Annotated in this window: 20 protein-coding genes; 8 read left to right on the forward strand and 12 right to left on the reverse strand. The window is 41.4% G+C overall.

Annotated elements, in window-relative coordinates:
• Positions 1 to 100 precede the first annotated feature (100 nt).
• From dnaA to gyrB, 4 genes are read left to right on the forward strand one after another with little or no spacing between them, the layout of a single operon-like run.
• Positions 101 to 1,525, forward strand: a complete 1,425-nt coding sequence (gene dnaA / locus QR722_RS00005; protein ID WP_286284680.1) for a chromosomal replication initiator protein DnaA — start codon at positions 101 to 103, stop codon at positions 1,523 to 1,525.
• A gap of 20 nt (positions 1,526 to 1,545) precedes the next feature.
• Complete coding sequence (gene dnaN, locus QR722_RS00010; protein ID WP_286284681.1) at positions 1,546 to 2,649, forward strand: DNA polymerase III subunit beta; 1,104 nt, start codon at positions 1,546 to 1,548, stop codon at positions 2,647 to 2,649.
• 27 nt (positions 2,650 to 2,676) lie between these two features.
• On the forward strand, positions 2,677 to 3,777 hold the full coding sequence (gene recF / locus QR722_RS00015) for a DNA replication/repair protein RecF (RefSeq protein ID WP_286284682.1): 1,101 nt from the start codon (positions 2,677 to 2,679) through the stop codon (positions 3,775 to 3,777).
• A gap of 4 nt (positions 3,778 to 3,781) precedes the next feature.
• Entirely contained in the window at positions 3,782 to 6,202 is a 2,421-nt protein-coding gene (gene gyrB / locus QR722_RS00020; RefSeq protein WP_286284683.1) for a DNA topoisomerase (ATP-hydrolyzing) subunit B, read from the forward strand.
• A 743-nt stretch (positions 6,203 to 6,945) separates the two neighbouring features.
• On the opposite strand, the gene QR722_RS00025 is transcribed toward gyrB, so the two are convergent.
• From QR722_RS00025 to glyQ, 3 genes are read right to left on the reverse strand one after another with little or no spacing between them, the layout of a single operon-like run.
• Positions 6,946 to 7,380 (reverse strand): early set domain-containing protein, encoded by a 435-nt coding sequence (locus tag QR722_RS00025; RefSeq protein ID WP_286284686.1) that lies wholly within the window; start codon positions 7,378 to 7,380, stop codon positions 6,946 to 6,948.
• A gap of 22 nt (positions 7,381 to 7,402) precedes the next feature.
• Entirely contained in the window at positions 7,403 to 9,475 is a 2,073-nt protein-coding gene (glyS, locus tag QR722_RS00030) for a glycine--tRNA ligase subunit beta (protein ID WP_286284688.1), read from the reverse strand.
• Positions 9,468 to 10,400: a glycine--tRNA ligase subunit alpha gene (gene glyQ, locus QR722_RS00035; protein WP_286284690.1), complete on the reverse strand. Its 933-nt coding sequence runs from the start codon at positions 10,398 to 10,400 to the stop codon at positions 9,468 to 9,470. The genes glyS and glyQ overlap by 8 nt, the downstream gene beginning before the upstream one ends.
• Before the next feature lie 122 nt (positions 10,401 to 10,522).
• Between glyQ and QR722_RS00040 the strand changes: the two genes are divergently transcribed.
• On the forward strand, positions 10,523 to 11,095 hold the full coding sequence (locus QR722_RS00040) for a DNA-3-methyladenine glycosylase I (protein ID WP_286284692.1): 573 nt from the start codon (positions 10,523 to 10,525) through the stop codon (positions 11,093 to 11,095).
• Here the strand turns inward: QR722_RS00040 and QR722_RS00045 are convergent.
• The 3 genes from QR722_RS00045 to QR722_RS00055 all read right to left on the reverse strand — a co-directional run bounded on the left by QR722_RS00045 (position 11,078) and on the right by QR722_RS00055 (position 13,196).
• Positions 11,078 to 11,533, reverse strand: a complete 456-nt coding sequence (locus QR722_RS00045) for a DUF2489 domain-containing protein (protein ID WP_286284693.1) — start codon at positions 11,531 to 11,533, stop codon at positions 11,078 to 11,080. The genes QR722_RS00040 and QR722_RS00045 overlap by 18 nt on opposite strands.
• Positions 11,534 to 11,543: 10 nt before the next feature.
• Complete coding sequence (gene yihI, locus QR722_RS00050; protein ID WP_286284694.1) at positions 11,544 to 12,083, reverse strand: Der GTPase-activating protein YihI; 540 nt, start codon at positions 12,081 to 12,083, stop codon at positions 11,544 to 11,546.
• Positions 12,084 to 12,572: 489 nt separating this feature from the next.
• Positions 12,573 to 13,196 carry a c-type cytochrome gene (locus QR722_RS00055; RefSeq protein WP_286284695.1) on the reverse strand — a complete coding sequence of 208 codons (624 nt, stop codon included), beginning with the start codon at positions 13,194 to 13,196 and terminating at the stop codon, positions 12,573 to 12,575.
• A 187-nt stretch (positions 13,197 to 13,383) separates the two neighbouring features.
• On the opposite strand from QR722_RS00055, the gene yihA reads away from it, so the two are divergent.
• The gene (gene yihA / locus QR722_RS00060; protein WP_286284696.1) at positions 13,384 to 14,016 is read left to right on the forward strand and encodes a ribosome biogenesis GTP-binding protein YihA/YsxC; all 633 of its coding nucleotides are present in this window, start codon (positions 13,384 to 13,386) and stop codon (positions 14,014 to 14,016) included.
• A 294-nt stretch (positions 14,017 to 14,310) separates the two neighbouring features.
• Here yihA and polA read toward each other — a convergent pair whose 3' ends face one another.
• The gene (gene polA / locus QR722_RS00065) at positions 14,311 to 17,088 is read right to left on the reverse strand and encodes a DNA polymerase I (RefSeq protein WP_286284697.1); all 2,778 of its coding nucleotides are present in this window, start codon (positions 17,086 to 17,088) and stop codon (positions 14,311 to 14,313) included.
• Between the two features lie 1,027 nt (positions 17,089 to 18,115).
• Here polA and QR722_RS00070 point away from each other — a divergent pair.
• Positions 18,116 to 19,567, forward strand: coding sequence for a TrkH family potassium uptake protein (locus tag QR722_RS00070; protein WP_286287750.1), 1,452 nt, complete (start codon positions 18,116 to 18,118; stop codon positions 19,565 to 19,567).
• 101 nt (positions 19,568 to 19,668) lie between these two features.
• Here the strand turns inward: QR722_RS00070 and QR722_RS00075 are convergent, their stop codons facing one another.
• The 5 genes from QR722_RS00075 to def form a co-directional block, all read right to left on the reverse strand.
• Complete coding sequence (locus tag QR722_RS00075) at positions 19,669 to 20,205, reverse strand: DUF2780 domain-containing protein (protein WP_286284698.1); 537 nt, start codon at positions 20,203 to 20,205, stop codon at positions 19,669 to 19,671.
• Between the two features lie 131 nt (positions 20,206 to 20,336).
• Positions 20,337 to 21,716 carry a Trk system potassium transporter TrkA gene (gene trkA / locus QR722_RS00080; RefSeq protein WP_286284699.1) on the reverse strand — a complete coding sequence of 460 codons (1,380 nt, stop codon included), beginning with the start codon at positions 21,714 to 21,716 and terminating at the stop codon, positions 20,337 to 20,339.
• 33 nt (positions 21,717 to 21,749) lie between these two features.
• Positions 21,750 to 23,078, reverse strand: a complete 1,329-nt coding sequence (gene rsmB, locus QR722_RS00085) for a 16S rRNA (cytosine(967)-C(5))-methyltransferase RsmB (protein ID WP_286284700.1) — start codon at positions 23,076 to 23,078, stop codon at positions 21,750 to 21,752.
• Positions 23,075 to 24,040 (reverse strand): methionyl-tRNA formyltransferase, encoded by a 966-nt coding sequence (fmt, locus tag QR722_RS00090; RefSeq protein WP_286284702.1) that lies wholly within the window; start codon positions 24,038 to 24,040, stop codon positions 23,075 to 23,077. The genes rsmB and fmt overlap by 4 nt, the downstream gene beginning before the upstream one ends.
• 21 nt (positions 24,041 to 24,061) lie before the next feature.
• Entirely contained in the window at positions 24,062 to 24,574 is a 513-nt protein-coding gene (gene def / locus QR722_RS00095; protein WP_286284703.1) for a peptide deformylase, read from the reverse strand.
• 212 nt (positions 24,575 to 24,786) lie between these two features.
• On the opposite strand from def, the gene QR722_RS00100 reads away from it, so the two are divergent.
• The gene (locus QR722_RS00100; RefSeq protein ID WP_286284704.1) at positions 24,787 to 25,860 is read left to right on the forward strand and encodes a LysM peptidoglycan-binding domain-containing protein; all 1,074 of its coding nucleotides are present in this window, start codon (positions 24,787 to 24,789) and stop codon (positions 25,858 to 25,860) included.
• Positions 25,861 to 25,872 lie beyond the last annotated feature (12 nt).

Here is a 25,872-nt window from a genome sequence, read left to right on the forward strand (position 1 = left end):
ACAGTAATTGGACAATTTGCCCTTAGTTGGTTTGTAAGTTAATTATCCTATATTTTATTAAGTAGCGGGCGAGTTAGGCCGCTTGGCGAGCAATTTATTAATGTCTTTATGGAATAAATGCCTAGATAGGCTACAGCAAGATCTTTCAACCCAAGAGTTCAGCATGTGGATAAGACCACTTAAAGTCTCTGATGATGGTCAAGCGGTAACCTTGCTGGCACCTAATCGCTTCGTTTTGGATTGGGTTCGCGATAAGTACCACGGTAGGATCACACATTTGTTTGCGGAGTTCTGTGGCTCTGATGCACCTATTCTACTGTTGGATGTGACGGGCAGGGCGCCAGTTATCAATCAGTTTAGCAATAATGTAAAACCTAATTCTGAAGTGAGTCCAGCCCAAGACAATTATAATAATTCAAATGTAAGTTTGCCCAGTAATGCAGCTTTCGATTCTAGCAGTCGTCATGGTGGACAAGGGGTATCTATTCCTAACCAGCAGACCCATAAAAGTAATATCAATGTTAATTATCAGTTCGATAATTTTGTTGAGGGTAAATCTAACCAGTTGGCTAGAGCTGCTGCAACCCAAGTTGCCGATAACCCCGGTGGTGCGTATAACCCGTTATTTATTTACGGTGGCACAGGTTTAGGTAAAACTCACTTACTCCATGCGGTTGGAAATGGCATTATTGCTCGTAAAAAGAATGCTACTGTCGTATACATGCACTCTGAACGTTTTGTTCAAGATATGGTAAAAGCCCTGCAAAATAATGCGATTGAATCATTCAAACGCTATTACCGTTCTGTCGATGCGCTATTAATAGATGACATTCAGTTTTTCGCTAATAAAGAGCGTTCTCAAGAAGAATTCTTTCATACCTTTAATGCCTTACTTGAAGGTAATCAACAGATTATCCTAACTTCCGATAGGTATCCAAAGGAAATTGATGGAGTTGAGGATCGTCTTAAATCCCGTTTCGGTTGGGGTCTCACCATTGCCATCGAACCGCCAGAATTAGAAACACGAGTGGCTATTCTTAATCGCAAAGCCCTTGAAAACAAAATACATTTACCGGATGAGGTGGCGTTTTTTATAGCTAAACGCTTGCGTTCTAATGTTCGTGAATTGGAAGGAGCGCTTAATCGAGTTATCGCCAACGCTAATTTTACTGGCAGACCAATTACTATCGATTTCGTCCGTGAAGCACTGCGTGACCTATTGGCCCTACAAGAAAAACTTGTCACTATCGATAACATTCAGAAAACGGTGGCTGAGTATTACAAAATCAAAATGGCCGATATATTGTCTAAGCGACGCAGTCGAAGTGTAGCTCGCCCCCGTCAAATGGCCATGGCTCTTTCTAAAGAATTAACCAACCATAGTTTGCCTGAAATTGGTGATGCTTTCGGTGGTCGTGATCACACTACGGTATTGCACGCCTGTAAAAAAATAGTGCAGCTAAGAGATGAAAGTCATGATATAAAAGAAGACTATCAAAACTTAATTCGCACCTTATCTTCTTAAAAATAATAACGAGTTACTAAATGAAATTCACCATTAGCCGGGAAAACTTTCTTCAACCTCTTCAATTAGTGTCTGGCGCGGTTGAGAGACGCCATACATTACCAATCCTATCCAATGTTCTAATTAAAGTGAGTGAGAGTTCACTTTGGTTAACTGGTACGGATTTAGAAGTCGAGCTTATTTCAAATGTCACTTTAACCGGTGAATTTCAGGAGGGTGAAATCACCGTTCCAGCCAAAAAATTGTTTGATATTTGTAAAGGTCTAGCAGATGGCAGCGAAATCAAGTTTGAGGTTGACGGTAATAAAGCAATTATTCGTTCCGGTCGCAGTCGTTATTCTTTATCAACTCTTTCCGCCTCTGATTACCCTAATTTAGAAGATTGGGAAGGGGAAACTGAATTTGAGATTTCACGTGCTAATCTAAAGCATTTAATCGATAGCACTCAATTCTCAATGGCTCAACAAGACGTACGATATTATCTCAATGGTATGAGTTTAGAAACGGAAGAACATACAATACGTACCGTGGCAACTGATGGTCACCGGCTAGCTCTTTGTCGTATGGAATATAAAGACGCTGTGTTGCCAACGCGTCAAGTTATTATTCCTCGTAAAGGCGTCCTCGAAATTACGCGGCTTATCGAATCCGATGATAAATTGGTGAAAATTCAACTTGGATCTAATCATATCCGTATTTTTTCAACTGATTTTATTTTTACCAGTAAGTTAGTTGATGGACGCTTTCCTGATTATCGTCGCGTGTTACCAAAAGATGGCGATAAGATAATAGAAGCTAGTAAAGACCTTCTTAAAAATGCCTTTTCTAGGGCTGCTATTTTGTCTAACGAAAAGTTTAGAGGTGTACGTTTAAACCTATCAAATAATGAATTAAAAATTACTGCTAACAATCCTGAACAAGAAGAAGCTGAAGAGATTGTTGATATAAATTTTGAAGGCGGTGACTTAGAAATCGGCTTTAATGTTGCGTATCTAATTGATGTATTCAATTCATTGGCTTCTGAAAATGTGAAGATTACATTAGCTGATTCTAACAGTAGTGCATTGATAGAAGATGCTGCTGATGACTCTGCCCTTTACGTTATTATGCCAATGAGATTATAGCGTTCAATTTGTAGGATATATTTTTTTATGAAGCTGGACACAGTCCAGATCCAACATTTCCGTAATCTTGTTAATGTTGATATCAAACCTTCTCCATCTGTTAATTTTGTATTCGGTCAAAACGGTAGTGGTAAGTCTTCTTTTTTAGAAGCTCTCCACTACCTAGGTTTTGGTCGCTCCTTTCGTACCTTAAAACATAGAAACGTTATTCAAAGTGAACAAGATAGGTTTAGTATATTTTGTGTCTCTTCTGACGAAACCAAATCTCTTCGCTTAGGCATGTCGCGAAGTATTGATGACTCTCTGCTGGTTAGCGTTAATGGCAACAAATCAAATCGTATGTCTGAATTGGTTAGCCATATTCCCATTCAAATATTCACTCCTCAAAGTTCTGATTTGATAATAGGGTCACCTTCATTACGTCGACGATTTCTAGATTGGGGATTGTTTCACGTGGAACATTCCTTTGCCCAGGCGTCACAAAATTATCAAAAATTACTGAAAAACAAGAATGCATTACTACGTAAGTATGCTTCCCAACGTGATAACAGTTACGACGACCAGATGAGATTCTGGGACAAGCAAATTGTAAAAGAAGGGGATATCATCACTAAGATGAGAAAAGACTATTTAAACGCCATTCTGGGCCATTTAAATAGCAATTTATTGCATTTTCTACCTGAGTTTTCTGTCGAAATCTCGTATCATAGGGGATGGGAAAAGGATGTGACTTTAGAGCAGTCCATCTTCAAAAAATTCGACAAAGATAGCCGTAATGGATATCTAAGTGTCGGACCTCATAAAGCTGACCTTAAGATTAAAACGCGAGGTGTTGATGTATCAGAAGTGTTATCAAGGGGTCAGTTAAGAATGTTGGTTGCTGCATTGCAGCTTGCGCAAATTCAATATCTATGTGAGCAGACGCAAAAAGCATGTGTTTTTCTGTTAGATGATATTGGTGCGGAACTGGATGAACAAAAGCGAGAACTGTTTATTGATAAGTTGGTTGAAAGTAATACCCAGCTTTTTATTACAGCAATTGAAAAAAACCAGTTGCTGTTTATGGATAAATATAAAAACAAGAAAATGTTCCACGTGGAACATGGCGTAATGAGTGAGGAGAATTAATCAAATGTCAGAAGAGAATATTTACGATTCCTCGAGTATCAAAGTACTCAAAGGTCTAGATGCAGTTAGAAAAAGACCTGGAATGTACATTGGTGATACTGACGACGGAACTGGCCTTCATCACATGGTGTTCGAGGTTGTTGATAACTCGATCGATGAGGCACTTGCAGGACATTGTTCCGAAATAAATGTGAAGATTCATACTGACGGTTCAGTATCTGTTAGTGATGACGGTCGTGGAATTCCTACCGAATTACATCCAGAAGAAGGTGTGTCGGCAGCTGAAGTTATCATGACAGTATTGCACGCAGGTGGAAAGTTTGATGACAACTCATACAAGGTTTCTGGTGGATTACATGGTGTAGGTATATCAGTAGTTAATGCACTATCTAAGAAACTTCAACTGAAAATACGCCGTGGTGGAAAAGCTTACGAACAAGAATATGTGCATGGAGTACCGCAAGAACCACTTAAAGCTGTTGGCGAGTCAGATTTAACTGGAACCACAATACGATTTTGGCCAAGTGAAGGTACTTTTACCAACGTAGAATATCACTACGATATTTTGGCAAAAAGGTTACGGGAATTGAGTTTCTTAAACTCGGGTGTTTCTATCGTGTTGAGCGATGACCGTGACGGCAAGAAAGATAACTTTAAATATGAAGGTGGTATTAAAGCCTTTGTAGAATATTTGAATCGGGCCAAGACCGCTGTTCATTCCAAAATATTTAGTTTCCAAACAGAAAGGGACGATGGTATTTCTGTGGAAGTAGCGATGCAATGGAATGACAGTTTCAATGAGAATGTTTTCTGTTTCACCAATAACATTCCACAACGGGATGGTGGTAGTCACTTAGCAGGGTTCCGCGCAGCCTTGACCCGTACTCTGAACAACTACATGGAAAAAGAAGGCTTAAACAAGAAGGCTAAAACCAATGCCAGCGGTGATGATGCCCGTGAAGGTTTGACAGCTGTTGTTTCCGTGAAAGTACCTGATCCAAAGTTTTCATCTCAAACAAAAGACAAGCTCGTTTCTTCAGAAGTGAAGCCTGCGGTTGAAACTGCTATGGGTGAAGCGCTAACAGACTTCCTTTTAGAGAATCCTGCTGAAAGTAAAATTATCGTTGGTAAGATAATCGATGCAGCAAGAGCTAGAGAAGCTGCCCGTAAAGCTAGAGAAATGACTCGCCGTAAAGGTGCGTTAGATTTAGCTGGTTTACCAGGCAAACTTGCAGATTGTCAGGAAAAAGACCCTGCCATGTCTGAACTCTACATAGTGGAAGGAGACTCTGCTGGCGGTTCCGCTAAGCAGGGAAGAAACCGGAAAAACCAAGCGATTTTACCACTCAAAGGTAAAATACTTAACGTAGAAAAAGCACGTTTTGACAAGATGCTATCGTCTCAAGAAGTCGCTACCCTGATTACTGCATTGGGTTGTGGCATAGGTCGCGATGAATATAACCCTGAGAAATTACGTTATCACAAAATTATTATCATGACCGATGCTGATGTTGATGGAAGTCACATTCGTACTTTGTTGCTAACTTTCTTCTATCGCCAAATGCCAGAAATTATTGAACGTGGATATATTTACATTGCTCAACCACCTTTGTACAAAACTAAGAAGGGTAAGCAAGAGCAGTATTTGAAAGATGATGAAGCACTAACTGCGTACCTTACAGCTATTGCATTAGACAGCGCGTCAATCCATGTTAATGCAGATGCCCCTGGCATTACTGGGGTTTCATTAGAGAATTTAGTTAATCAATACCACCTTGCGGTAAAAATGATTAATAGAATCAGTCGTCTCTATCCAAAAGTACTGGTAAACCAACTGATATATAGTGACATTCTAGAAAGAACGGATCTTAATGATAAGGCAAAACTAGAAGCATTCGGTAATACTTATATTGCTTCTTTAACGGAAGATGAATCAGATGGTGCTACCTACAGCTTTACCGTTGAAGAAGATATTGAGAAGAGCTGTTTTTATATTGCCATAATCCTTAGGCAGCATGGAATTGATACTATCTATCGCTTCGACCATGATTTTGTGGATTCTACTGAATACACCAAAATTAAAGAGCTTAACAAAGCAATTAACGGCATCATGGAAGAAGGTGCTTATGTTAAACGCGGCGATAAAACTAAGAATGTCACTGACTTTGTGAGTGCTCTAGAATGGTTAATGGCAGAATCTAAACGCGGCCAATACATCCAGCGCTACAAAGGGCTAGGGGAGATGAACCCTAGTCAATTATGGGAAACCACCATGGATCCTGCAAATCGTCGGATGCTGCAAGTTAAAGTTGAAGATGCGGTTGGTGCAGATTTACTCTTTACTACACTAATGGGTGACCAAGTTGAGCCAAGGAGAGCATTTATTGAAGAAAATGCGCTTCGAGTAGCAAACCTAGATGTATAGGTAAGGCCAAAGTGTGGGTTCTCATAATCTTTCGAAAAGATTCTAATTAGGAACCCATAAATTCTCATAATTCATGAAGTGATAGAACAGGCGGTTATAATAACCGCCTTTTTTATACCTGTAACTAATGTAGCGAATAACACTAAGTTAAAACCACAAGCGAGGGATAGAACTGAATCATAAAGATAAAACGTGTATGGAATCTAGTAAAAGGTAAACAGTACCTAAGTTTTAGCAGGAACTTTAGCTGTATGTTTAAAAAACGTTTTCCGCAATTTTAATATTATCATTCCAAACTCATGCTCAACCCATGCTAGTTTTGACAGGTAAATGAACAAATGGCTCCTGTAGCCATCCTGTTGTGATTTTAATGGATAACTTAGCCAAGTGCATTGCTATGTAAGTAAGAATGCCTCTTGATGAGTTGTATAGCCTGTCAAAAAACGCCAAAAAGCAATATTTTGCATCAATACATATCAATAAATACCCAAAATTGTTTACCTGCATTAATCGAGAAGTATAAAAATTACCTGCACTCATTTAATGCTTGTTATAGGTGGGACCATTCAATTTGATTGCATAGCTTGCAACTTTATTGAGTGCTGAACTCATCTATAAAGGGGATAGAGGTAAGAATATGTAGCATTACCAAAAAAGGAGTTGTTATATTCTTCAAGCGGAAATAAAAAAAGCGGGTCCAAAATGGTTCCCGCTTTTTTGCACTGTAATGTAACAATTTTAGATTAAGATTTTTCTACATAGACGGTCGGCGAATCGACATCTGCAAAGTTTATGAAAAAATCATACTCGGCTGTCTCATCAGGGGTAAATTGAAAATTGCCGCCAGGGTCTTCGCAGGAAGCCATCGCTTTCTTACCTAAGAATAAAACTTTACCTTGAGTGCCTTTCGGGCTGCCGCAATCGTAACCAGGGGCGAAGTTAGAATCGGCAAACTTAAAGTCATAAGGTTGACCATCTGCAATCAACTTGACACTCGACTTGTAGAGCCTTCCTTCAACTAATTTCAAGCGATAATTTTCGTCTGCTTCCCACCAAGTGAAAACGCCACGTAAATAAAAGCTTTGGTAGTCTTTTTCGAGGATTTGCTCAACAAAAGTGCTGCTACAGCCTGATAAAAATGCACCAAGCATAATGAATAACGCAATTTTCTTCTGCATATGTGTATTCTCTTACCTTTAATTAATCGTGTCTAAGGAGTGAAATATCAGCACACTGCAAAAATAATTCACGTAATTTTAGTAACAGTGCCAGGCGATTTTGTTTTATAGCATTATCTTCTGCCATGACCATCACGCCGTCAAAAAAGGCGTCAATACTATCGCCAAGGGTAGATAACCCTTCTAAAACAGCAACATAATCACCTTTACTTAATAGTGGCTGAACATCTTTGCTTATCTGCTCGATCTCTTTAGCGAGTTGCTGCTCTTGAGGCTCAACCAGCAGAGATGGATTAACCATATAATCATTGGATACTTGATTTTTATCAAGAATATTTGCTACTCGTTTATTCGCAGCTGCTAAGGCCTTTGCTGAAGATAAACTCTTAAAACGAGTAACACCGTTAATTCTGGCAGCAAAATCTGCTGGAGAAGTAGGGCGACGAGCAAGTACTGCTTGTATGACATCTATATCAACGCCTTGTTCCTGATACCAAGTTCTAAATCGACCCAATACAAAATCAATCACCTGATCACAAACATCATTCTGATTGAGTTTATCTGCCAACAATTGATAGGCGTCAGACACCATATCAACTAAATCAAGTGCTAGGTTTTTTTCTACCGTTATACGCAATACACCAATGGCGGCGCGGCGTAAGGCAAAAGGATCTTTATCACCTTTTGGCAACTGACCTATGCCGAATATCCCGACTAAGGTATCTAGCTTGTCAGCCAAAGCAACGGCGCAGCTAACACCAGACTGAGGAAGCGCATCGCCAGCAAACCGTGGCATATATTGCTCGTTTAACGCATTAGCTACTTCAATATCTTCGCCATCGTGGGTAGCATAGTGCATGCCCATAATGCCTTGAACATCGGGAAATTCCATGACCATTTCGGTCATTAAATCAGTTTTAGATAACAAACCTGCTCGAGCAGCGTGCTCAGCATTCGCATCAATACGCTGGGCAATTTTGCTAGCTAAATGGGAAATTCGACGAGATTTATCTGCCAAGGTACCAAGCTGCTTTTGAAACAATACACTTTCTAAGCTTTCTAGGCGTGATTCTAGCGTACGCTTTTTGTCAGTCTCGAAAAAGAAACGGGCATCTGCCAAGCGAGGTCGAATAACCTTTTCGTTCCCACTGATCACTTGAATGGGATCTTTACTTTGAATATTAGATATAAACAAGAATCGAGATTTTAACCCGCCATTAGCATTTAACATTGGGAAATATTTCTGATCCCCTTTCATTGTATAGATGAGCGCCTCTTTAGGCACTTGCAAAAATTCATCTTCAAAGTTGGCCACTAGGGCAACAGGCCATTCAACCAACGCTGTAACTTCATCCAACAAATCTTGTTCTAGTTCAACTACAGCATTTTCTTCTGCGGCCTTTTGTTGCAGTTGCTGTTTGATAGATGCTTGTCGAGCTGCGTAATCGGCTATAACGAAATGCTTATTTAAGCTTTCTAAGTAATTATCTGCGTGGTCGAGCTCAAAGGTTTTTTCACCATGAAAGCGATGACCTTGGATAGTTCGTGCAGAGGGTAAATCTAGTACATTGGCAGCAATTAATTCATCGCCATAGAGTACGGTAAAGGTGTGTACGGGGCGGATAAATTGAGTGCGCTTGCTTCCCCAACGCATCGCTTTAGGGATAGGGAGCTTCTTCAGTGAGCTTTCAATCATGTCACTAAGCAGCACTTGGATCGTTTCACCAGTCACGCTGGCTACATGCATAAGCCACTCACCTTTATCGGTCTTAAGTCGTTGTGCTTGGGCAACTTCAATACCGTTAGACCTAGCCCAACCCTGAGCGGCTTTGGTTGGATTACCATCAGCATCGAAAGCGGCACTGCTTGCAGGGCCTCTTTTTTCAACATTTTTGTCTGGTTGTTTTTCCGCTAACTGTTCTACAGCAACCGCAAGGCGACGAGGAGATGCAAACCACTTAACGTTGGTATACTTTAGGTCTGCATCTTGAAGGGCTTGTGACATATTATCTGCAAACGCTTGGGCTAATGTTTTTAATGCCTTTGGAGGAAGCTCTTCGGTGCCAAGTTCAATTAATAAATTCTCTTTACGCATCGTTATTTCCTCCTTTCTTTAACTCGCTAGACTTGCACATGGGGAAGCCTAAAGCTTCTCTGCTCTGATAATAGGTTTCCGCTACCGCTTTGGACAATGCTCTAACGCGCAAAATATAACGCTGACGCTCGGTGACGGATATAGCATGGCGGGCATCTAACATATTGAACGCATGAGAAGCTTTCATAACTTGCTCATAGGCCGGCAGGGGCAGACCCGCTTCTATCATTCGCTGGCTATCTTTTTCGCATTGTTCAAATGTCGCAAATAAAGCTGTCACATCAGCATGTTCGAAGTTATATGCTGATTGTTCTACTTCATTTTGATGGAACACATCTCCATAGGTTACTTTGCCCATAGGTCCGTCAGTCCAAACCAGATCATAAATGCTGTCAACGCCTTGAATATACATGGCTAATCTTTCCAGACCATAGGTGATTTCACCAGTGACAGGTGAGCACTCTAAGCCTCCAACTTGCTGGAAGTAGGTAAATTGTGTGACTTCCATGCCATTTAACCATACTTCCCAACCAAGGCCCCATGCGCCAAGGGTAGGGGATTCCCAATTGTCTTCGACAAAGCGGATATCATGAACCAGTGGATCAAAACCTAATTCACGTAAGGAATCCAAATACAACTCTTGGATATTGTCTGGGGAGGGTTTAAGCATGACTTGGAATTGGTAATAGTGCTGTAGACGATTAGGATTCTCTCCATATCGGCCATCGGTAGGTCTTCTACATGGCTGCACATAAGCACTACTGATGGGCTCAGGCCCTAATGAGCGCAAAAACGTCATAGGATGAAAGGTGCCAGCACCTACTTCCATATCTAAAGGTTGGATAATTACACAACCTTGGCGAGCCCAATAATCCTGTAAACCCAGAATTAGCCCCTGAAATGTCTTAATATCAAACTTTTGCATGTACTATCACTATACAATTAGGTTATTTTAAAAAATGCACGCAAGTATACCTGCTGTCGTGCATCGAATGTAGGTTAAAAAATGATTTATTCTGACAAAAGGCTATTTGTTTGGGAGCCCTTATGCAATTAACACGCTGTGGTTGGGTAAGTAATGACCCCATTTACCAACAATACCATGATCAGGTGTGGGGTAGACCGGTTAAAGACAGTCAGACGTTATTTGCTAAATTATGCCTCGATGGTCAGCAAGCTGGTTTGAGTTGGATAACCATCTTAAAAAAACAGCAAAACTATGAAAAAGCGTTTTTTAATTTTGACCCAGAAAAAATTATTAAGTTAAATCAAGAGGATGTCGAGCGACTCATGCTGAATTCCGGCATAGTGCGCAACCGATTAAAAATTAACTCTATCATTAAGAACGCAAATGCCTATCTAAAAATGGCCGAAAATGGAGAGGACTTTAGCCAATTTATCTGGAGTTTTGTCGATCACAAACCCACTATAAATACTTGGCAAAGTTTAAATCAAGTACCTACTTCTACAAGCGAATCCGATGCGATGGCAAAAGCGCTAAAAAAACGTGGTTTTAATTTTGTTGGCTCAACAATTTGTTACGCTTTCATGCAAGCAGTTGGCTTGGTAAATGACCATACCATTGACTGTCATTGCTACCCATCAGATCTTGAACTCTAGTTGCCTGATTAGCGCCACTTCTTTCAAAATCCCTGCTTCGAGCTGTGCTTCTTGTTCTTCTCTAATTTTATCTTGTTCTTTGCGTTCTTGGTTGTTTTGAAATTTACGTTGTTGGTGGGTAGGTAAGTGCCGTACATGGGTAAATAGCTCAAACAACTGAGGATAATCTCTTTCACAATTCGGTGGCGATTCTACAGGAATACAATCAAGTAAATTAACTAACCGGATCGCCCCTTCAGACAAATTACATTGCTGCTGCTCAACGGCGAGTGCTATGGTCTGGATACTCTCCATAATGCGCAGTACTCTGGCTCGTCTTGCTTCGAGTTGCCGCTGTTTTTGCTGCTTCAGTTGAAATAATAACTTCCCAGCATAGAATGCTAATCCTGCCAAAAACACTAGACATAGCCCGACAACTAAATATTCAACACCAGACAAAATAGACCTCTTACTTAAACTTATTAATGTCTATAGACTCAAAACGATTTAAAAGATCGTCTTCTTGACTATCTTTATTGTCTGTTTCTACTTCAGCTTCATTTTCTTCGTCACCTATGCCGAGCAATTCGCATAACACTTTATGCCTAGCCAATTGAGTTTCGACATAGCGGTTATCTTCATTTGATAGCACTGCACCTTCATCTAATTGATCAAGTAAATCAGACAACCTAGTATTTTCTTCTAGGGCTTTTAGCTCTTGAGCAGGTGTGAAGAAGGTTTCTTTCGAAATAACCGGTTTTATGGGCTTGTCTTTTTTAGCTTCAATAACTAATGAGATCGGCTTTTTACTGCCAATACGCGGGTCTTTGTTAGCACCGGTGCCATGTTTCTGTGAATTGAGCTCAACCATGTCCTGGCGACTGCCAGATGGATTGCCTTTACGCTTTTTAGGTTTACCGGTTTGTGTCGCTTTAGGTTTTTTCGGTTCCCAATTTGCTTTAGGTGTACCAATTTGCCCAATTTTGCGAGATTTCTTGATTCTTGCCATGAATATTGCCGTGTAATGAATAAGGTTTAATTTTACCTTAATTTTATGGGGTACACACAGACAAATAACGATGAGCTGAATCTTTTGTGGGCACAAAAGAAAAAAGGCAACAGCAAAACTGTTACCTTTTAGATATTGAGTGTCAGATGACACTTCTCCCGTTATATGTTCATCCTAAACATTTAGCGCTTTCCATTTCAAACCGCTTCTCTTTTTATTAATATTTACGAAGCTTTTATTTTTGTTGTCGGTCATCCTGACACTTTATGGTTAATCCATTTATTCCCAGGTTGGTTAAGTGAACAGCTTATTGGTTTTATTAGTTGCCGTTCTAGCTTCCGTGACAGGCTATCGCCTGCGCTTCCTTTTTTTAATCTGCGCAAAGAATACACCATAAAGTATAATTTACAACTCATTTACATTGTGTTTGCAAAAAAAAATGAACTTTTTGGTCATATTATTGTATTGGGGTAATTTAAATTACCTTAATTAATGAAGTCCACCTAAGTATTTGGATAATACTTCGATATCTTCGTCAGTTAATTTTTTCGCGATATCACGCATCATGCCGTTCAAATCATTGGCTCGGTCACCGCTTTTAAACATCTCTAGTTGGCTTTTCAAATAACCTGTATGTTGACCGCTGATATCAGGAAAACCAGCCAATCCCATACCATTTCCTCTTGGACCGTGGCAGGCAATACAAGCGGTTACGCCTCTATCAACATCCCCACCGCGATATAGCTTCTGGCCTTTTTCGATCACATCTTCTGGCGTCGAACCCGCTGACTGTTCTTGTGATGAAAAGTAGGCTGCTAGATCCTGCATGTCCTGTTCTGAGAGACCCGCTGCCTGAGCGCCCATGATGGGGTTGTTACGTCCTTCTTTACCACCGGTCTCATATGCTAGTTTGAACTCAGCTAACTGTTTAGCTAAATAATTGGCATGTTGACCTGCCAATTTAGGGTTCATCTCAATAGCAGAGTTACCATCGGCTCCATGACATGCGGCACAAGTAAGTGACTTAGCTTTCCCTGCTTCAGCATCACCTTGTGCTAAAACAGTAGTTGAAAACGCAAACGATAAACACAATAACAAACCCAATTTTTTCATAGTGGTTCTCAAAACATCTTTTTGAAATGGTTAATTAATAACGGTATTTTACACATATAATGGCATGATAAAATCATTTCCAGAAGAATTGTGTGGATATTTCATCGTTTTAGCTCAATAAATGCCTATCAATGTTATACTTGCCAGCAAAAATACCGATCAACCTTCCAATGTTAAGAGAGAATGTGTGAGTCACTATAGTCATGCCAAATTTACCAAAAGCGCTCCTGATATCCGACACCTAGAGCAGGATACTGGAGTAGAAGTTGCGTTCGCCGGTCGTTCAAATGCAGGAAAATCAAGTGCGTTAAATCGCCTAACTCGGCAAAAAGGTCTAGCACGAACCAGTAAAACGCCAGGAAGAACTCAATTAATCAATATGTTTGAAATTGACGAAGGCCGTCGGTTGGTTGATTTACCCGGCTACGGTTACGCTAAAGTACCTTTGGATATGAAACTTAAATGGCAAAAGGCATTGGGCGAATACTTGCAAGTTCGAAAGAGCTTAAAGGGGCTAGTGGTGCTTATGGATATCCGTCATCCTTTCAAAGATCTTGACCAGCAACTCATTGCCTGGGCGGTTGAGCGTAATTTACCTGTTTTGGCACTTTTAACTAAAGCGGACAAATTGAAGTCAGGTAAGCGCAAAGCGCAGTTGCTGATGGCCCGTGAAGCCTCTATGGCATTTTGTGGAGATGTGACCGTTCACGCTTTTTCATCCCTAAATGGATTGGGTCTAGATAACTTAGAAGCGGTATTAGATAGCTGGCTGGGTTATACAACAACCTCAGCGCAGGAGGATGCTGATACCAGTGAATAAAAAAAGCCTCTTTGCAAGCAAAGAGGCATACACACTGAGAGAAAACACATAAACACTATATAGTCAGAGTCTACAGTTTCGTAAAAGTTCACACAGCTCGTAAAAACTTTCTTGCAGGCATAAAAAAACCTCGGCAAAAGCCGAGGTCAAAATCAAAGGTATAACTAAAAAGTAACCTCTGTACCCTACAGAGTATATTTTAGACATCGTGCAGGCTTTTGCAATGCAAAAGTGTAATTTTATTACAACATCCTAGTTTATTTACTTTCTTCGTAGTGAATAGTCTCTATCAATTTAGTGCGCTTCATCCCAATTTTCTCCTGTTCCAGCTTCCACAATTAGCGGGACTGAAAGTGAAACGGCTGCTTCCATTAGCGCTATAATGGTTTTAGTGTGCTCAGCTACTTTTTGTTCTTTTATTTCAAAAACAAGCTCATCATGTACTTGCATGATCATTTTAACATCATCATTAGCTAGACCATCGATCCACTGATCCACTTTAATCATTGCCATTTTGATTATATCTGCAGCCGTGCCTTGCATGGGGGCGTTGATTGCGGCCCGCTCTGCACCTTGACGACGCATGCCATTACTCGCATTGATATCAGGTAAATATAGCCTGCGACCAAATACCGTCGATACATAACCTAATTCTTTGGCTGATACCCGAGTATCCTCCATATACCCTAAAACGCCAGGGTAGCGCTCGAAATAGACATTCATATACTTTTGTGCGTCTTGCCTTGGAATATTTAACTGACGAGACAGGCCAAAGGCTGACATACCGTAAATCAATCCAAAATTAATCGCTTTAGCACTGCGTCGTTGATCACTTGTTACTTCATCAAGGCCGACAGAAAATACCTCTGCAGCTGTAGCTTTGTGAACATCTTTACCACTTGAAAACGCATCCACCAGCCCCTTGTCTTTAGACAAATGGGCCATAATACGAAGCTCAATTTGAGAATAATCCGCAGCTACAATTTTATATCCGGGACGGGCCACAAAGGCTTGTCTGACTTTACGGCCTTCCGCAGTCCGAATAGGAATGTTTTGTAAATTCGGATCTGTAGATGATAGCCTTCCTGTCGCCGTTATGGCTTGGTGATAAGAGGTGTGCACACGTCCTGTGCGTGGGTTGATCATCTTTGGTAACTTATCAGTGTAAGTATTTTTTAATTTAGTTAACCCACGGTATTCCAATAACAATTTAGGTAAAGGATAGTTCAAAGCAAGTTCATGTAGGACTTCTTCAGCGGTGGAAGGTGCGCCTTTGGGGGTCTTTTTAAGGACAGGTAAGTCTAATTTATTAAACAGTATTTCTTGTAATTGCTTGGTCGAACCTAAATTGAACTCTTCTCCCGCCATATCATGCACTTCTTTTTCTAACTGCATAATACGACTAGCTAAATCTTGAGTTTGTTGTAGCAATGTTTGGCTATCAATTAACACTCCCCCTTGTTCCATTTTGGCTAACACCGAAATGAGCGGTCGTTCAATTTGGCTAAACACAGATTGCAATTTGCTGTCTTGACTCAATTGTTGCCAAAGGGTTTGATGCAAGCGCAGAGTAATATCAGCATCTTCCGCAGCATAAGGTGAGGCTTGTTCTAACGGTATTTGATTGAAACTGAGCTGCTTTGCTCCCTTGCCGGCTATCTCCTCGAAGGTGATGTTATTATGCTGTAAATAGTGTTTAGCAAGGCTATCCATATCATGCCGAGTCGCAACACTGTTTAATACATAAGATTCCAACATGGTGTCGAATTCGATACCCGCTAAGTCTATATGGTAGTTGGCCAGTACATTTTTATCATACTTTATATGTTGGCCGACCTTCTTGTGTTGTTCACTTTCTAATAGAGGTTTGAACAGTTCTAACACCATATTTCGATCTAGTTGCTCGGGCGCATCAGGGTAGTCGTGAGCCAAAGGAAGATAAGCAGCCTCGCCGGGTTGTATACAAAAAGACATGCCTACTAATTCAGCCTCCATATAATTGAGGCTGGTTGTCTCTGTATCAAATGCAAATAGTTCGGCGTTTTGTAGCTTTTCAAGCCATTCGTCTAAATCCTGTTTGGTCAAAATGGTACTATATTTAGCGCTGCTATCTAGGGCTGGTGCGGCTTTTGCCTCAGCCTTGTCATCTGATTGCGCAGGAGTAGCCGTTTTACCCGCTAAAATATTGCCACCTTTACTGGCCTCTTCAAACCATCTTTTAAACTCATATTCTTTAAAAAGTTCTGATAATTCATCGCTTAAAGGCGGAGTAGGTACTAACTCACGTGGATTGAATTCAAGTTCAACATCTAATTTTATGGTGGCTAATTCATAGGACAACCGTGCTTGTTCTTCATACTCTCGCATTTTATCAGCCATTTTCTTGGCACCACGGAAGTCAAGATCTGCTATTTTGTCCAGATTTTGATAAATGGCATCGATCCCACCTATACCTTGTAAAAGACCTAGTGCACTTTTATCGCCAACCCCTGGCACTCCGGGAATATTATCAACCTTGTCGCCTTTAAGTGCCAAGAAATCAATAATTAATTCAGGTGGGATGCCGAACTTTTCCCGTACCCCATCAACATCCATTATTTGATTATTCATAGTGTTGATCAAGGTAACGTGTTGATTGACTAACTGCGCCATGTCTTTATCACCTGTGCTGATCAAGGTGTCAATACCATGATCCGTTGCTTGCTGCGCAAGAGTGCCAATTACGTCATCAGCTTCTACTCCATCTTCAACAATAATCGGTAGCCCCATGGCCCTGATTATTTTATGTAGGGGAGCAATTTGACTGCGTAATTCATCGGGCATGGGTGGCCGATTAGCCTTGTAGAGGGGGTAAATGTCATCGCGGAATGTTTTACCCTTGGCATCAAAGACGACGGCCATATGTGTTGGAGAGTATTGCTTCATAAGACTTCTAAGCATATTAACAACACCGTAAATTGCGCCAGTGTCCTGGCCCTTAGAATTTGTCAAAGGGGGCATCCCGTGGAAGGCACGAAACAGATAGGAGGAGCCGTCAACTAAAACAAACGGATTAGGGGGAACTATCGCCATAAAAAGTCCAAATCAAATATATATAAATTATTTTGCAGAATGCCATACAAAGCGCCCATCATCCAGTTCATCTCGCTGTGGATAACTTTGTAGATAGAATTTTAGGATCGTCTTTACGCATCAACTTAAAAATAAATTGAAGTGGTTGCAGGCCTTATGGGCCGTGATGCTCATGAATAAGGAAAGAGATTGTCCTTAATATTTTTATTATTATTATCTTGTGGATAATTTTGTTGATAGATAAATATAAAGCGGTGTTAAGTCTATCAAAATTGCTTAAGCAACTAACAATCTATATGTAAATAGAATGTTAAAAATGCGGCCTTGCTTGAGCAGAGCGGTAATGTAACACATTCCTATTTAGAAAGAAGAGTTAGGATTAAAATTTTTTAGCATCAAAACTAGTTTCAACCTAGCTTGATTTGCATAAGCCATGATTTTAAACGTCTACAGCTGAGCCAATTCGCCAAAAAAAATACATTAGTGCTACTAAGTATGTTTGTACTTACTAACAGGAATTTGATCGGGATGGAAACTGAATTCTGCAAACCCTAATGTTATTAAGCGCTCCAGTATCTTTAATACTTTGGTGATGTATTTAAATGGGTAAAGGTGTGATATCTATTACAAAATAGCGGTGACTTAGGCTGATCTTGATGATAAATGTGAAGGGGTAATAACCAAGGCTCTTATCATTGACGTTTTGGATTGAATTCATTCGAATTCTGATGTCTGTTCGAACTAATTGGAAATTGTTATGCTCACTTGTAGCTAAGCTGAACTTGTCAATAATATAAAATTTGCAGTTCAAAGCACAAATAGAGTAAAAACAATGTATTAAATCGACTATATTTGAATTAACCCCTTTAGATTTATCCTTGAGAAGATGATAATCATCAAACGCCTAAACCCAAAACCATGATCAGGACGCGGTCTTGTTTGAGTATGTTTCCATGAACCCAACTTTTAAATCTGTTCAGGCACTATTGCTAAACAGGCAATTACATCAAGGATGCCTAAAACGATGATGCAATACCGTACGATAATTCGTATATTAGGGCTGTTGGTTGCGATGTTTAGTACTACCATGTTGTTACCCGGTATTATCTCCCTAGTCTTTGAAGATGGCAGTGGCTTACCATTTTTGTTAGCTTTTTTTCTTATTCTTTTCACCGGCTTAGCCTTTTGGTACCCCAATAGAAGATATCGTCGTGATTTAAGAGCAAAGGAAGGCTTCTTGATAGTGGTGTTATTTTGGGCCGTTTTGGCTAGCTTTGCTGCTTTCCCATTCTTGTTACTCGAACAACCAGAAATGTCCGTCACAGACGCATTCTTTGAGTCTTTTTCAGGATTAACCACCACAGGTGCAACTGTTATCGAGGGGATCGAGTACCTGCCTAAATCAGTACAGTTTTATCGTCAACAACTTCAATGGCTTGGGGGGATGGGGATAATTGTGTTAGCTGTCGCTATTTTGCCAATATTAGGGGTGGGTGGAATGCAGCTCTATCGAGCAGAAACGCCAGGCCCGGTAAAAGATTCTAAAATGACGCCTCGTATTGCAGATACGGCAAAGCACCTTTGGTATATTTATCTTTCCCTGACTATTGCATGTGCGGTTTCTTATTGGGCTGCGGGGATGAATTGGTTCGATGCCATTTGTCATTCCTTTTCGACCATAGCCATTGGCGGATTCTCTAATTATGATGCGAGTATGGGACATTTTAATAGCCCAGTCATTAATCTTATATGTGTCGTGTTTTTGTGGATAGCAGCTCTGAACTTTGCCTTACATTATGCGGCTGCAAGCGGCAGATCTTTACGTGGGTATCTTCACGACCCTGAGTTAAAAGCATTTTTCTTTATTCAGGCAGTATTGATCACTGTCTGTTTTCTAGTGCTCGTTCAGCACGGCAATTATGGCAACGCAGAGGGAGCATTTGACCAAGCTTTGTTTCAGGCTGTTTCTGTTAGCACTACGGCTGGATTTGCCACAACTGACTTTGCCAATTGGCCCACCTTTTTGCCAATATTACTTATCTTTTCGAGCTTTATTGGTGGCTGTGCTGGCTCCACCGGCGGTGGTTTAAAGGTCATACGCGTTTTCTTATTGTATCTTCAAGGCAAACGTGAAGTTGAGCGTCTTATCCACCCCAAAGCCGTCTACTCGGTAAAGTTAGGGGATAGACTGATGCCTGAAAGAGTTGTAGAAGCGGTGTGGGGGTTCTTCTCGGCTTATGCAATGATATTTGTGATTATTATGATTGGACTTATTGCAACTGGAATGGATAACATTACGGCTTTTTCGGCTACAGCGGCGACCCTCAACAATTTGGGTCCTGGCCTTGGGCAAGTGGCTGGCACCTTCGCGGATGTGACAGATAGCGGTAAATGGCTACTGGTTGTTGCTATGCTATTCGGACGTTTAGAAATATTTTCTTTATTGGTATTATTTTCTCCAACCTTTTGGCGCAGCTAGTATCTGAACAGGTGAATGAATGGCACTTGCAACAAAAAGCCCGCTTAAATGCGGGCTTTTGAATAATACGAATTAAGAAAAAGATGCCAGCTCTTTGGGGATTAACCCAGTAAATTACCTAAACCTTGCATAAGTAATTGCTTGGCTTGTTGACCTTGTTCAGTATCCAAATATGCTTTGGCCTGCTCAACATATTGCATAATCATTTCTGGTTTTAGCCCTAATGCCTCAAATTGCTTTTTAACATTATTTATAGCTTTTAGAGAATCATTATACTCTGCCGCCTTATCCATAAGCCCAGCTAACCCGCCTGATTCTTTAAGCTGGCTCACATCCGGTGCTGCATTAATCAGGTCAGAAACGCCAGGCAGTGAGTCAGACAATTGATTAAACTTGTCAGCTGAAATATTGCCTTTTACATAATTGAAAATTGATCCCAATCCACCTTGCGCTTGTTGATTGTTTACGCCTAAATTTTTGGCCAATATAGCGACCATATCATTAGAATTAGGAGTTTTCTGTTTTACTTCCTCTCCCATTCCTAACATACTTTTTAGTGAATCAAACCATCCTTCAGCTTGAGATTGGGCTGAAAAAGATAGGGCTATTACGGTGAAAATTACTCCAATACGTTTCATAGTTGTTTCTCCATTATTGATAACGCTAAGTGCGACTGCGCGCAGAGTGTAAATGGTGTTATAGATTTAGCAATTAGCCTTAAGTCTGATTAGCGTCAATGTGCCACAGTGTGTTCATTTATCGTATAAAATCAACCGAAAAAGAATGCACTAGGCTGAAACAGCTTTTCTACATCTGAAATGAATTTTTTATCCACCAAAAACAGTATGACATGATCGTTAGCTTCAATTTTTGTATTACTGTGAGCAATGATCACTTCTTCTTGACGGACAACAGCACCGATAGTGGTGCCGGGGGGGAGTTTAATGTTGCGAATTTCTTTGCCAATTACTTTTGAGGTGTTTTCATCACCGTGAGCTATCGCCTCTATTGCTTCTGCTGCCCCGCGGCGCAGCGAGTAAACATTAACAATATCACCACGCCTAATATGGGTAAGCAAGGCTGAAATAGTGGCTTGCTGGGGCGAAAAGGCAATGTCGATTTCGCCACCTTGAACAAGATCCACATAAGCGCTGCGTTGGATCAGCACCATGGCTTTTTGCGCACCTAAGCGCTTCGCCAGCATTGCTGACATGATATTTGCTTCGTCATCATTGGTAACGGCTATAAAGGCGTCAACCTGTTGCACGTTTTCCTCGGTTAACAACTCATGATCTGAGGCGTCACCGCAAAAAACAATGGTTTTGTCTAAATGGGCTGATAGGTATTTCGCTCGTTCTTGCGAAAATTCAATCAGTTTAACGTTATGGTTATGCTCCAGTCGTTTGGCTAGGCCTGCGCCTATCAATCCGCCACCCGCAATCATAATGCGCTTATAACTAGATTCGAGTTTTTGCAGTTCGCTCATCACCGCGCGAATATGCTTAGTCGCGGCGATAAAAAACACCTCATCATCTGCTTCTATAACCGTAGTGCCTAACGGGCGTATGGGCCTTCCACGTCGATATATCGCAGCAACCCTAGTGTCCACATTTGGCATATGCTCGCGCAACGCGGATAATGCATGTCCAACCAATAGGCCGCCGTAATAGGCTTTAACGGCCACCAGAGACGCTTTGCCATCGGCGAATTCTACAACCTGCAGTGCCCCTGGGTAATCAATTAGGCGCTTTATGGCTTTAGTGACTAATTGTTCAGGTGCAATCAAATGATCAACAGGTATATCCTGATGATGAAAGAGTTTATCTTGGTGAATAATATACTGCTCAGAGCGAACCCTAGCGATTTTGGTGGGTGTATTAAATAGAGAGTGCGCGACTTGGCATGCCATCATATTGCTTTCATCACTGTTAGTTACAGCAATCAACATATCGGCATCTTCGGCCCCCGCTTTGGCTAATACATCCGGGTGGGATCCCACGCCGTGAACAACTTGCAAGTCAAGCCTGTCCTGTAATGAGCGCAAAGTATCTTGGTCTGAATCAATGACAGTAATCTCATTTTTTTCACCTACAAGATTTTCAGCCAGAGTACCGCCAACTTGTCCTGCGCCTAATATTATTATTTTCATTCTTTATCAGATTTAATACGCTTTACTTTAAGGTTAAGACTTTAGCAGTCTCGCATAATAGAAACCATCCATTTGTGTTTCACCCGGTAAAATTTGCCGGCCTGGTTGGCTGATTGTCTCGCCTTCAATAATCGGTAATAAGCTCGCATCCGTTTGCTGCGCTAAGAATCGACTAATCTGATTACGGTTTTCATCGGGTAAAATAGAGCAGGTGGCATAAAGCAGTGTTCCACCAGGCTTGAGCACCGACCACATGGCTTGCAGGATTGTCTGTTGTAGCGCAACTAAGGTGTCGATATCAGTGCTTTTGCGTAGCCATTTTATGTCTGGATGACGACGAATTACACCGGTTGCGGAACAAGGCGCATCAAGCAAAATTCGATCAAATTGTTGACCATCCCACCAGCTGGCAATATCGGTTGCGTTGGCGCTGACTAATTTGGCTGATAGCTCAAGTCGATCTAAATTCTCTTGTACCCGTATCAATCTTAACGGGTCTACATCCAAAGCAATACATTCTTTTAAGTTAGGTTGTAATTCCAAAATATGACAGGTTTTGCCACCAGGTGCCGCGCAACAATCTAAAATGCGCTCATTTTTTTCAGCTTGTAAATAGCGCGCGGCTAACTGAGCGGCGCCATCTTGGACGGCAAACCAACCTTGGTCAAAGCCCGGTAACTGTGTAATGTCCTGACTCTTCGCCAAAATAATCGCATCTGGATGTTCTTCGCTTAATGTGAATTCTTGATTCTGTGCAGTTAGAAATTCAGAAAACTGCCCGACGGACATTTTTTGCTGGTTAACTCGCAGCCATATCGGCGGTCTAGAATGCATAGCCTGACTTAGTTCGGCAAGCTGAAGAGGATAAGCTTGCTGAATTTGTTTATATAGCCACTTAGGTAAACCTGATTCTATTTGTTCATCACCGATTGGTGTTTCATTGAGTTTTTGTCTAATAAAGTTACGCAAGATAGCGTTGACTAAACCTTTTAATGGTTCTGCTTTTAATACCCGCGTCGCCTCAACCGTTTCTGATACGGCTGCATGAGTTGAGACACGGCTAAAAGCGATTTGATACAACCCCAGCATGATTAAATGCTCAACTACTTTGTATTTGTTTTTCAGGGGTTTATCTAACAACTTACGTAACCAATATTGTAAAGTGGGTAGTTGACGTAATACCCCATAAACCATTTCTTGCAGCCAAGCTTTGTCTTTATCTAAATAAGGTTGTTGGGCAATGGGTAAGCATTCTCGAGCCGATTTACCTTGATCGAGTATTTGATGTAGTAGCTTGGCGGCATCAGCTCGCAAATGCTTACTGGAGCGTAGTTGCTGAATTTGTTCTGTACTGTTGCTCAAGCTAACACCTGACCGGGTGTAAACCACTCTTTCTTAGCATTCAGAATATCTCGCACGGGCATGGCTTTTTTTCCTGGCAGTTGAAGAGAGTTAATTAATAAACCGTTCGATCCCGCTTTAACTAAAATACCTTGCTTGTCAGCACGAATAATTTCACCGTCTAATAATTGCTGATGCTGGGGAGGGAGTTCCACCACGCTTGCACCCCACACCTTGATGTCCAAATTTCCATGTCCCTCGGCAGCGATACTAAAGTAGGCAACGGGCCAGGGGTTAAATGCACGAATGTTACGTTCTAATTGAGTTGCATCTAGATGCCAATCTATTTTAGCCTCTTGCTTGCTAAGCTTCTGTGCATAATTAGCGGCATCATCTTGTTGTGTTTCAGGACTAAGTTGCTCCAACTGGTTCAAGCAATCTAATAACGCTAACGGCCCCGTTTCGGCCAGTTTGGTATACAAAGTGGCGCTGGTATCTGTAGATTCAATATCGATGGTTTTTTTCAACAACATAGGACCTGTGTCTAATCCCTGGTCCATCTGCATTAGGGTAACACCTGTAACTTTGTCACCGGCCCAAATCGAACGCTGTATAGGCGCCGCACCACGCCAACGAGGCAATAGTGAACCATGTACATTTAGGCAGCCTAGGCGAGGGGTATCTAACACAACTTGCGGCAAAATAAGTCCGTAAGCCACTACAACCATGACATCGGCATTCATGGCCGCCAATTGTTGCTGCGCATCTGCATCTTTAAACGAAACAGGTTGGTAGACAGGGATGTCATGCAGCAATGCTAATTGTTTGACGGCACTTTGTTGAAGCTTTTTGCCACGCCCAGCGGGCCTGTCTGGCTGGGTGTAAGCTGCTATGACATTATGCTGGGACTGGATCAGTCCCGCTAAATGCAAGGCAGCGAACTCAGGTGTTCCAGCAAATACGATATTAAGTGATTTGGACAAAAAAGTTCCTTGGTTAAGATATTAGTCGCCGCGTGAATTTAAACGAGCTTCTTTTTCTAGCTTGCTGCGAATTCGCTGACGTTTTAACGGAGACAGATAATCGACAAATAACTTGCCTTTGAGATGATCCAGCTCGTGCTGAATGCAAATAGCGAGTAATCCGTCAGCTTCCAAAGTAAAAGTTTTACCATCAAGATCCATGGCTGTTACTTTGATATGCTCTGCACGCTCCACTTTGGCATAACTGTGTGGTACCGACAAGCAGCCTTCTTCGCTTATGGTCTTGCCGTCCATCTCAATGATTTCAGGGTTGATGAATACTCTTTGTTTGTCTTGGTCTTCAGATACATCCATCACGACCACGCGCTTATGGACATCAACTTGCGTCGCCGCCAGACCAATGCCGTTTTCTTCACGCATAGTCTCGAACATATCCGCAACTAAGGTTTTTATTTCGCCGTCAATCTTGTCAACGGGCTTGGCGACTGTACGAAGTCGCTCATCAGGGAATCTCAATACGTTTAAAATGGCCATCTTGTTCTTCAGCTACACTATACTCTGTAAACCTAGGTCAGTTTTTGACAAAACTGTACTCAAGGTCAGTATCAATTACTATACGGTTCAATAAAATAGACTATTGAATGATTGGGATCGCTATTCTAGCCTAAATATATATAAAGTTCGATCAAGCTTTATCAAGTGCAGGTCGATACTAAAACCACAATGAAAGGTGTAAAGAGGAAGGCATGGGCAAAAAATTAATAAAGCTGTTAGTGATACTTTTGTTTTTGCCGTTGGTATCGTTGGCCGATGTGATCAATATTAAAGGTAGCGCACCAGAGGTTTACGTGGTGAAAAAAGGCGACACCTTGTGGGATATCTCCAGCTTATACTTGGATAAACCTTGGTTGTGGCCAGAACTATGGCGTAACAATGTACATATAGATAATCCTCATCTTATTTATCCCGGTGATGAACTGCGCCTGCGCTACAATGCCGAAGGTGAGCCCCAACTAGAGATGGTCAGAGAGACACCCAAAACACAAATTAAGTTGTCTCCCCAAGGCCATAAGGTAATGAAGCAAGCCGAGCCTATTCCAGCTCTTCCATGGACGGTGATCCAGCCCTACATTGAAAATAGTTCTATTATGAGTGACGAAGAATATCAACGTTTGCCGCACTTGTTGGGTAATCAGGAAGGGGCGGTGCGCTATGTCAGTGGCGATCTTGTTCTTAGTCGAGCGGCTCGTCGTACCCCGGGTCGCTACAATATAATACGCAAGCAGAATCCAGTGCTTGATCAATATGGAAACCTTCTTGGTATCCAGATTCGACATGTAGCAGATGCGGTACCCTTGGAAAGTGAAATTGAAGGCCAGCACTTAGTTGAGCTCAAGCAAGCTAATTTTGAAGCCAAACGAGGGGATAAGCTGTTGCCTGCAGAAGATATTGCACCACAAAATTTGGAGCTTCATCCCGCTACTCGCCAAAAAGGTCAAATTGTCGACAGCCTTGAGCAACACCAGTTGCTCGGTAAATATAATGTAGTAGTGCTAGATCTAGGTGAGCGAGAAGTTAAGCCTGGTACGGTCTTTGGTATTTATCTGCAAGGGCCCGACATTTATGATGGCGAATCACCAAAGTACGATAAAGAGAACGGCTTCATTCAAGCTGTGTTTGATGGCGGGGATGAGGTCGCTCAACCATTTATCAAGGCTGGCGAGGTGGTGGTGTTTAAAGTTTTCGAAAAAGCCAGTTATGCCTTAATAACCCGCTCCACTAAAGTAATTCGCAAGGGCGCTTTGGTGGCTAAACCCTAGAAAACAATTAAA

It is taken from the genome of Aliiglaciecola sp. LCG003 (assembly GCF_030316135.1).
Taxonomy (GTDB): domain Bacteria; phylum Pseudomonadota; class Gammaproteobacteria; order Enterobacterales; family Alteromonadaceae; genus Aliiglaciecola.

Excerpts from the sequence above, each read along its gene's own strand:
- gyrB (WP_286284683.1), top strand. The coding sequence starts at position 3,782 with ATGTCAGAAGAGAATATTTACGATTCCTCGAGTATCAAAGTACTCAAA.
- def (WP_286284703.1), bottom strand. The coding sequence starts at position 24,574 with ATGGCCATTTTAAACGTATTGAGATTCCCTGATGAGCGACTTCGTACA.
- QR722_RS00070 (WP_286287750.1), top strand. The coding sequence starts at position 18,116 with ATGCAATACCGTACGATAATTCGTATATTAGGGCTGTTGGTTGCGATG.
- yihI (WP_286284694.1), bottom strand. The coding sequence starts at position 12,083 with ATGGCAAGAATCAAGAAATCTCGCAAAATTGGGCAAATTGGTACACCT.
- glyQ (WP_286284690.1), bottom strand. The coding sequence starts at position 10,400 with ATGCAAAAGTTTGATATTAAGACATTTCAGGGGCTAATTCTGGGTTTA.
- QR722_RS00100 (WP_286284704.1), top strand. The coding sequence starts at position 24,787 with ATGGGCAAAAAATTAATAAAGCTGTTAGTGATACTTTTGTTTTTGCCG.
- recF (WP_286284682.1), top strand. The coding sequence starts at position 2,677 with ATGAAGCTGGACACAGTCCAGATCCAACATTTCCGTAATCTTGTTAAT.
- QR722_RS00025 (WP_286284686.1), bottom strand. The coding sequence starts at position 7,380 with ATGCAGAAGAAAATTGCGTTATTCATTATGCTTGGTGCATTTTTATCA.
- glyS (WP_286284688.1), bottom strand. The coding sequence starts at position 9,475 with ATGCGTAAAGAGAATTTATTAATTGAACTTGGCACCGAAGAGCTTCCT.
- dnaN (WP_286284681.1), top strand. The coding sequence starts at position 1,546 with ATGAAATTCACCATTAGCCGGGAAAACTTTCTTCAACCTCTTCAATTA.
- polA (WP_286284697.1), bottom strand. The coding sequence starts at position 17,088 with ATGGCGATAGTTCCCCCTAATCCGTTTGTTTTAGTTGACGGCTCCTCC.
- trkA (WP_286284699.1), bottom strand. The coding sequence starts at position 21,716 with ATGAAAATAATAATATTAGGCGCAGGACAAGTTGGCGGTACTCTGGCT.
- QR722_RS00075 (WP_286284698.1), bottom strand. The coding sequence starts at position 20,205 with ATGAAACGTATTGGAGTAATTTTCACCGTAATAGCCCTATCTTTTTCA.
- QR722_RS00055 (WP_286284695.1), bottom strand. The coding sequence starts at position 13,196 with ATGAAAAAATTGGGTTTGTTATTGTGTTTATCGTTTGCGTTTTCAACT.
- QR722_RS00040 (WP_286284692.1), top strand. The coding sequence starts at position 10,523 with ATGCAATTAACACGCTGTGGTTGGGTAAGTAATGACCCCATTTACCAA.
- dnaA (WP_286284680.1), top strand. The coding sequence starts at position 101 with ATGTCTTTATGGAATAAATGCCTAGATAGGCTACAGCAAGATCTTTCA.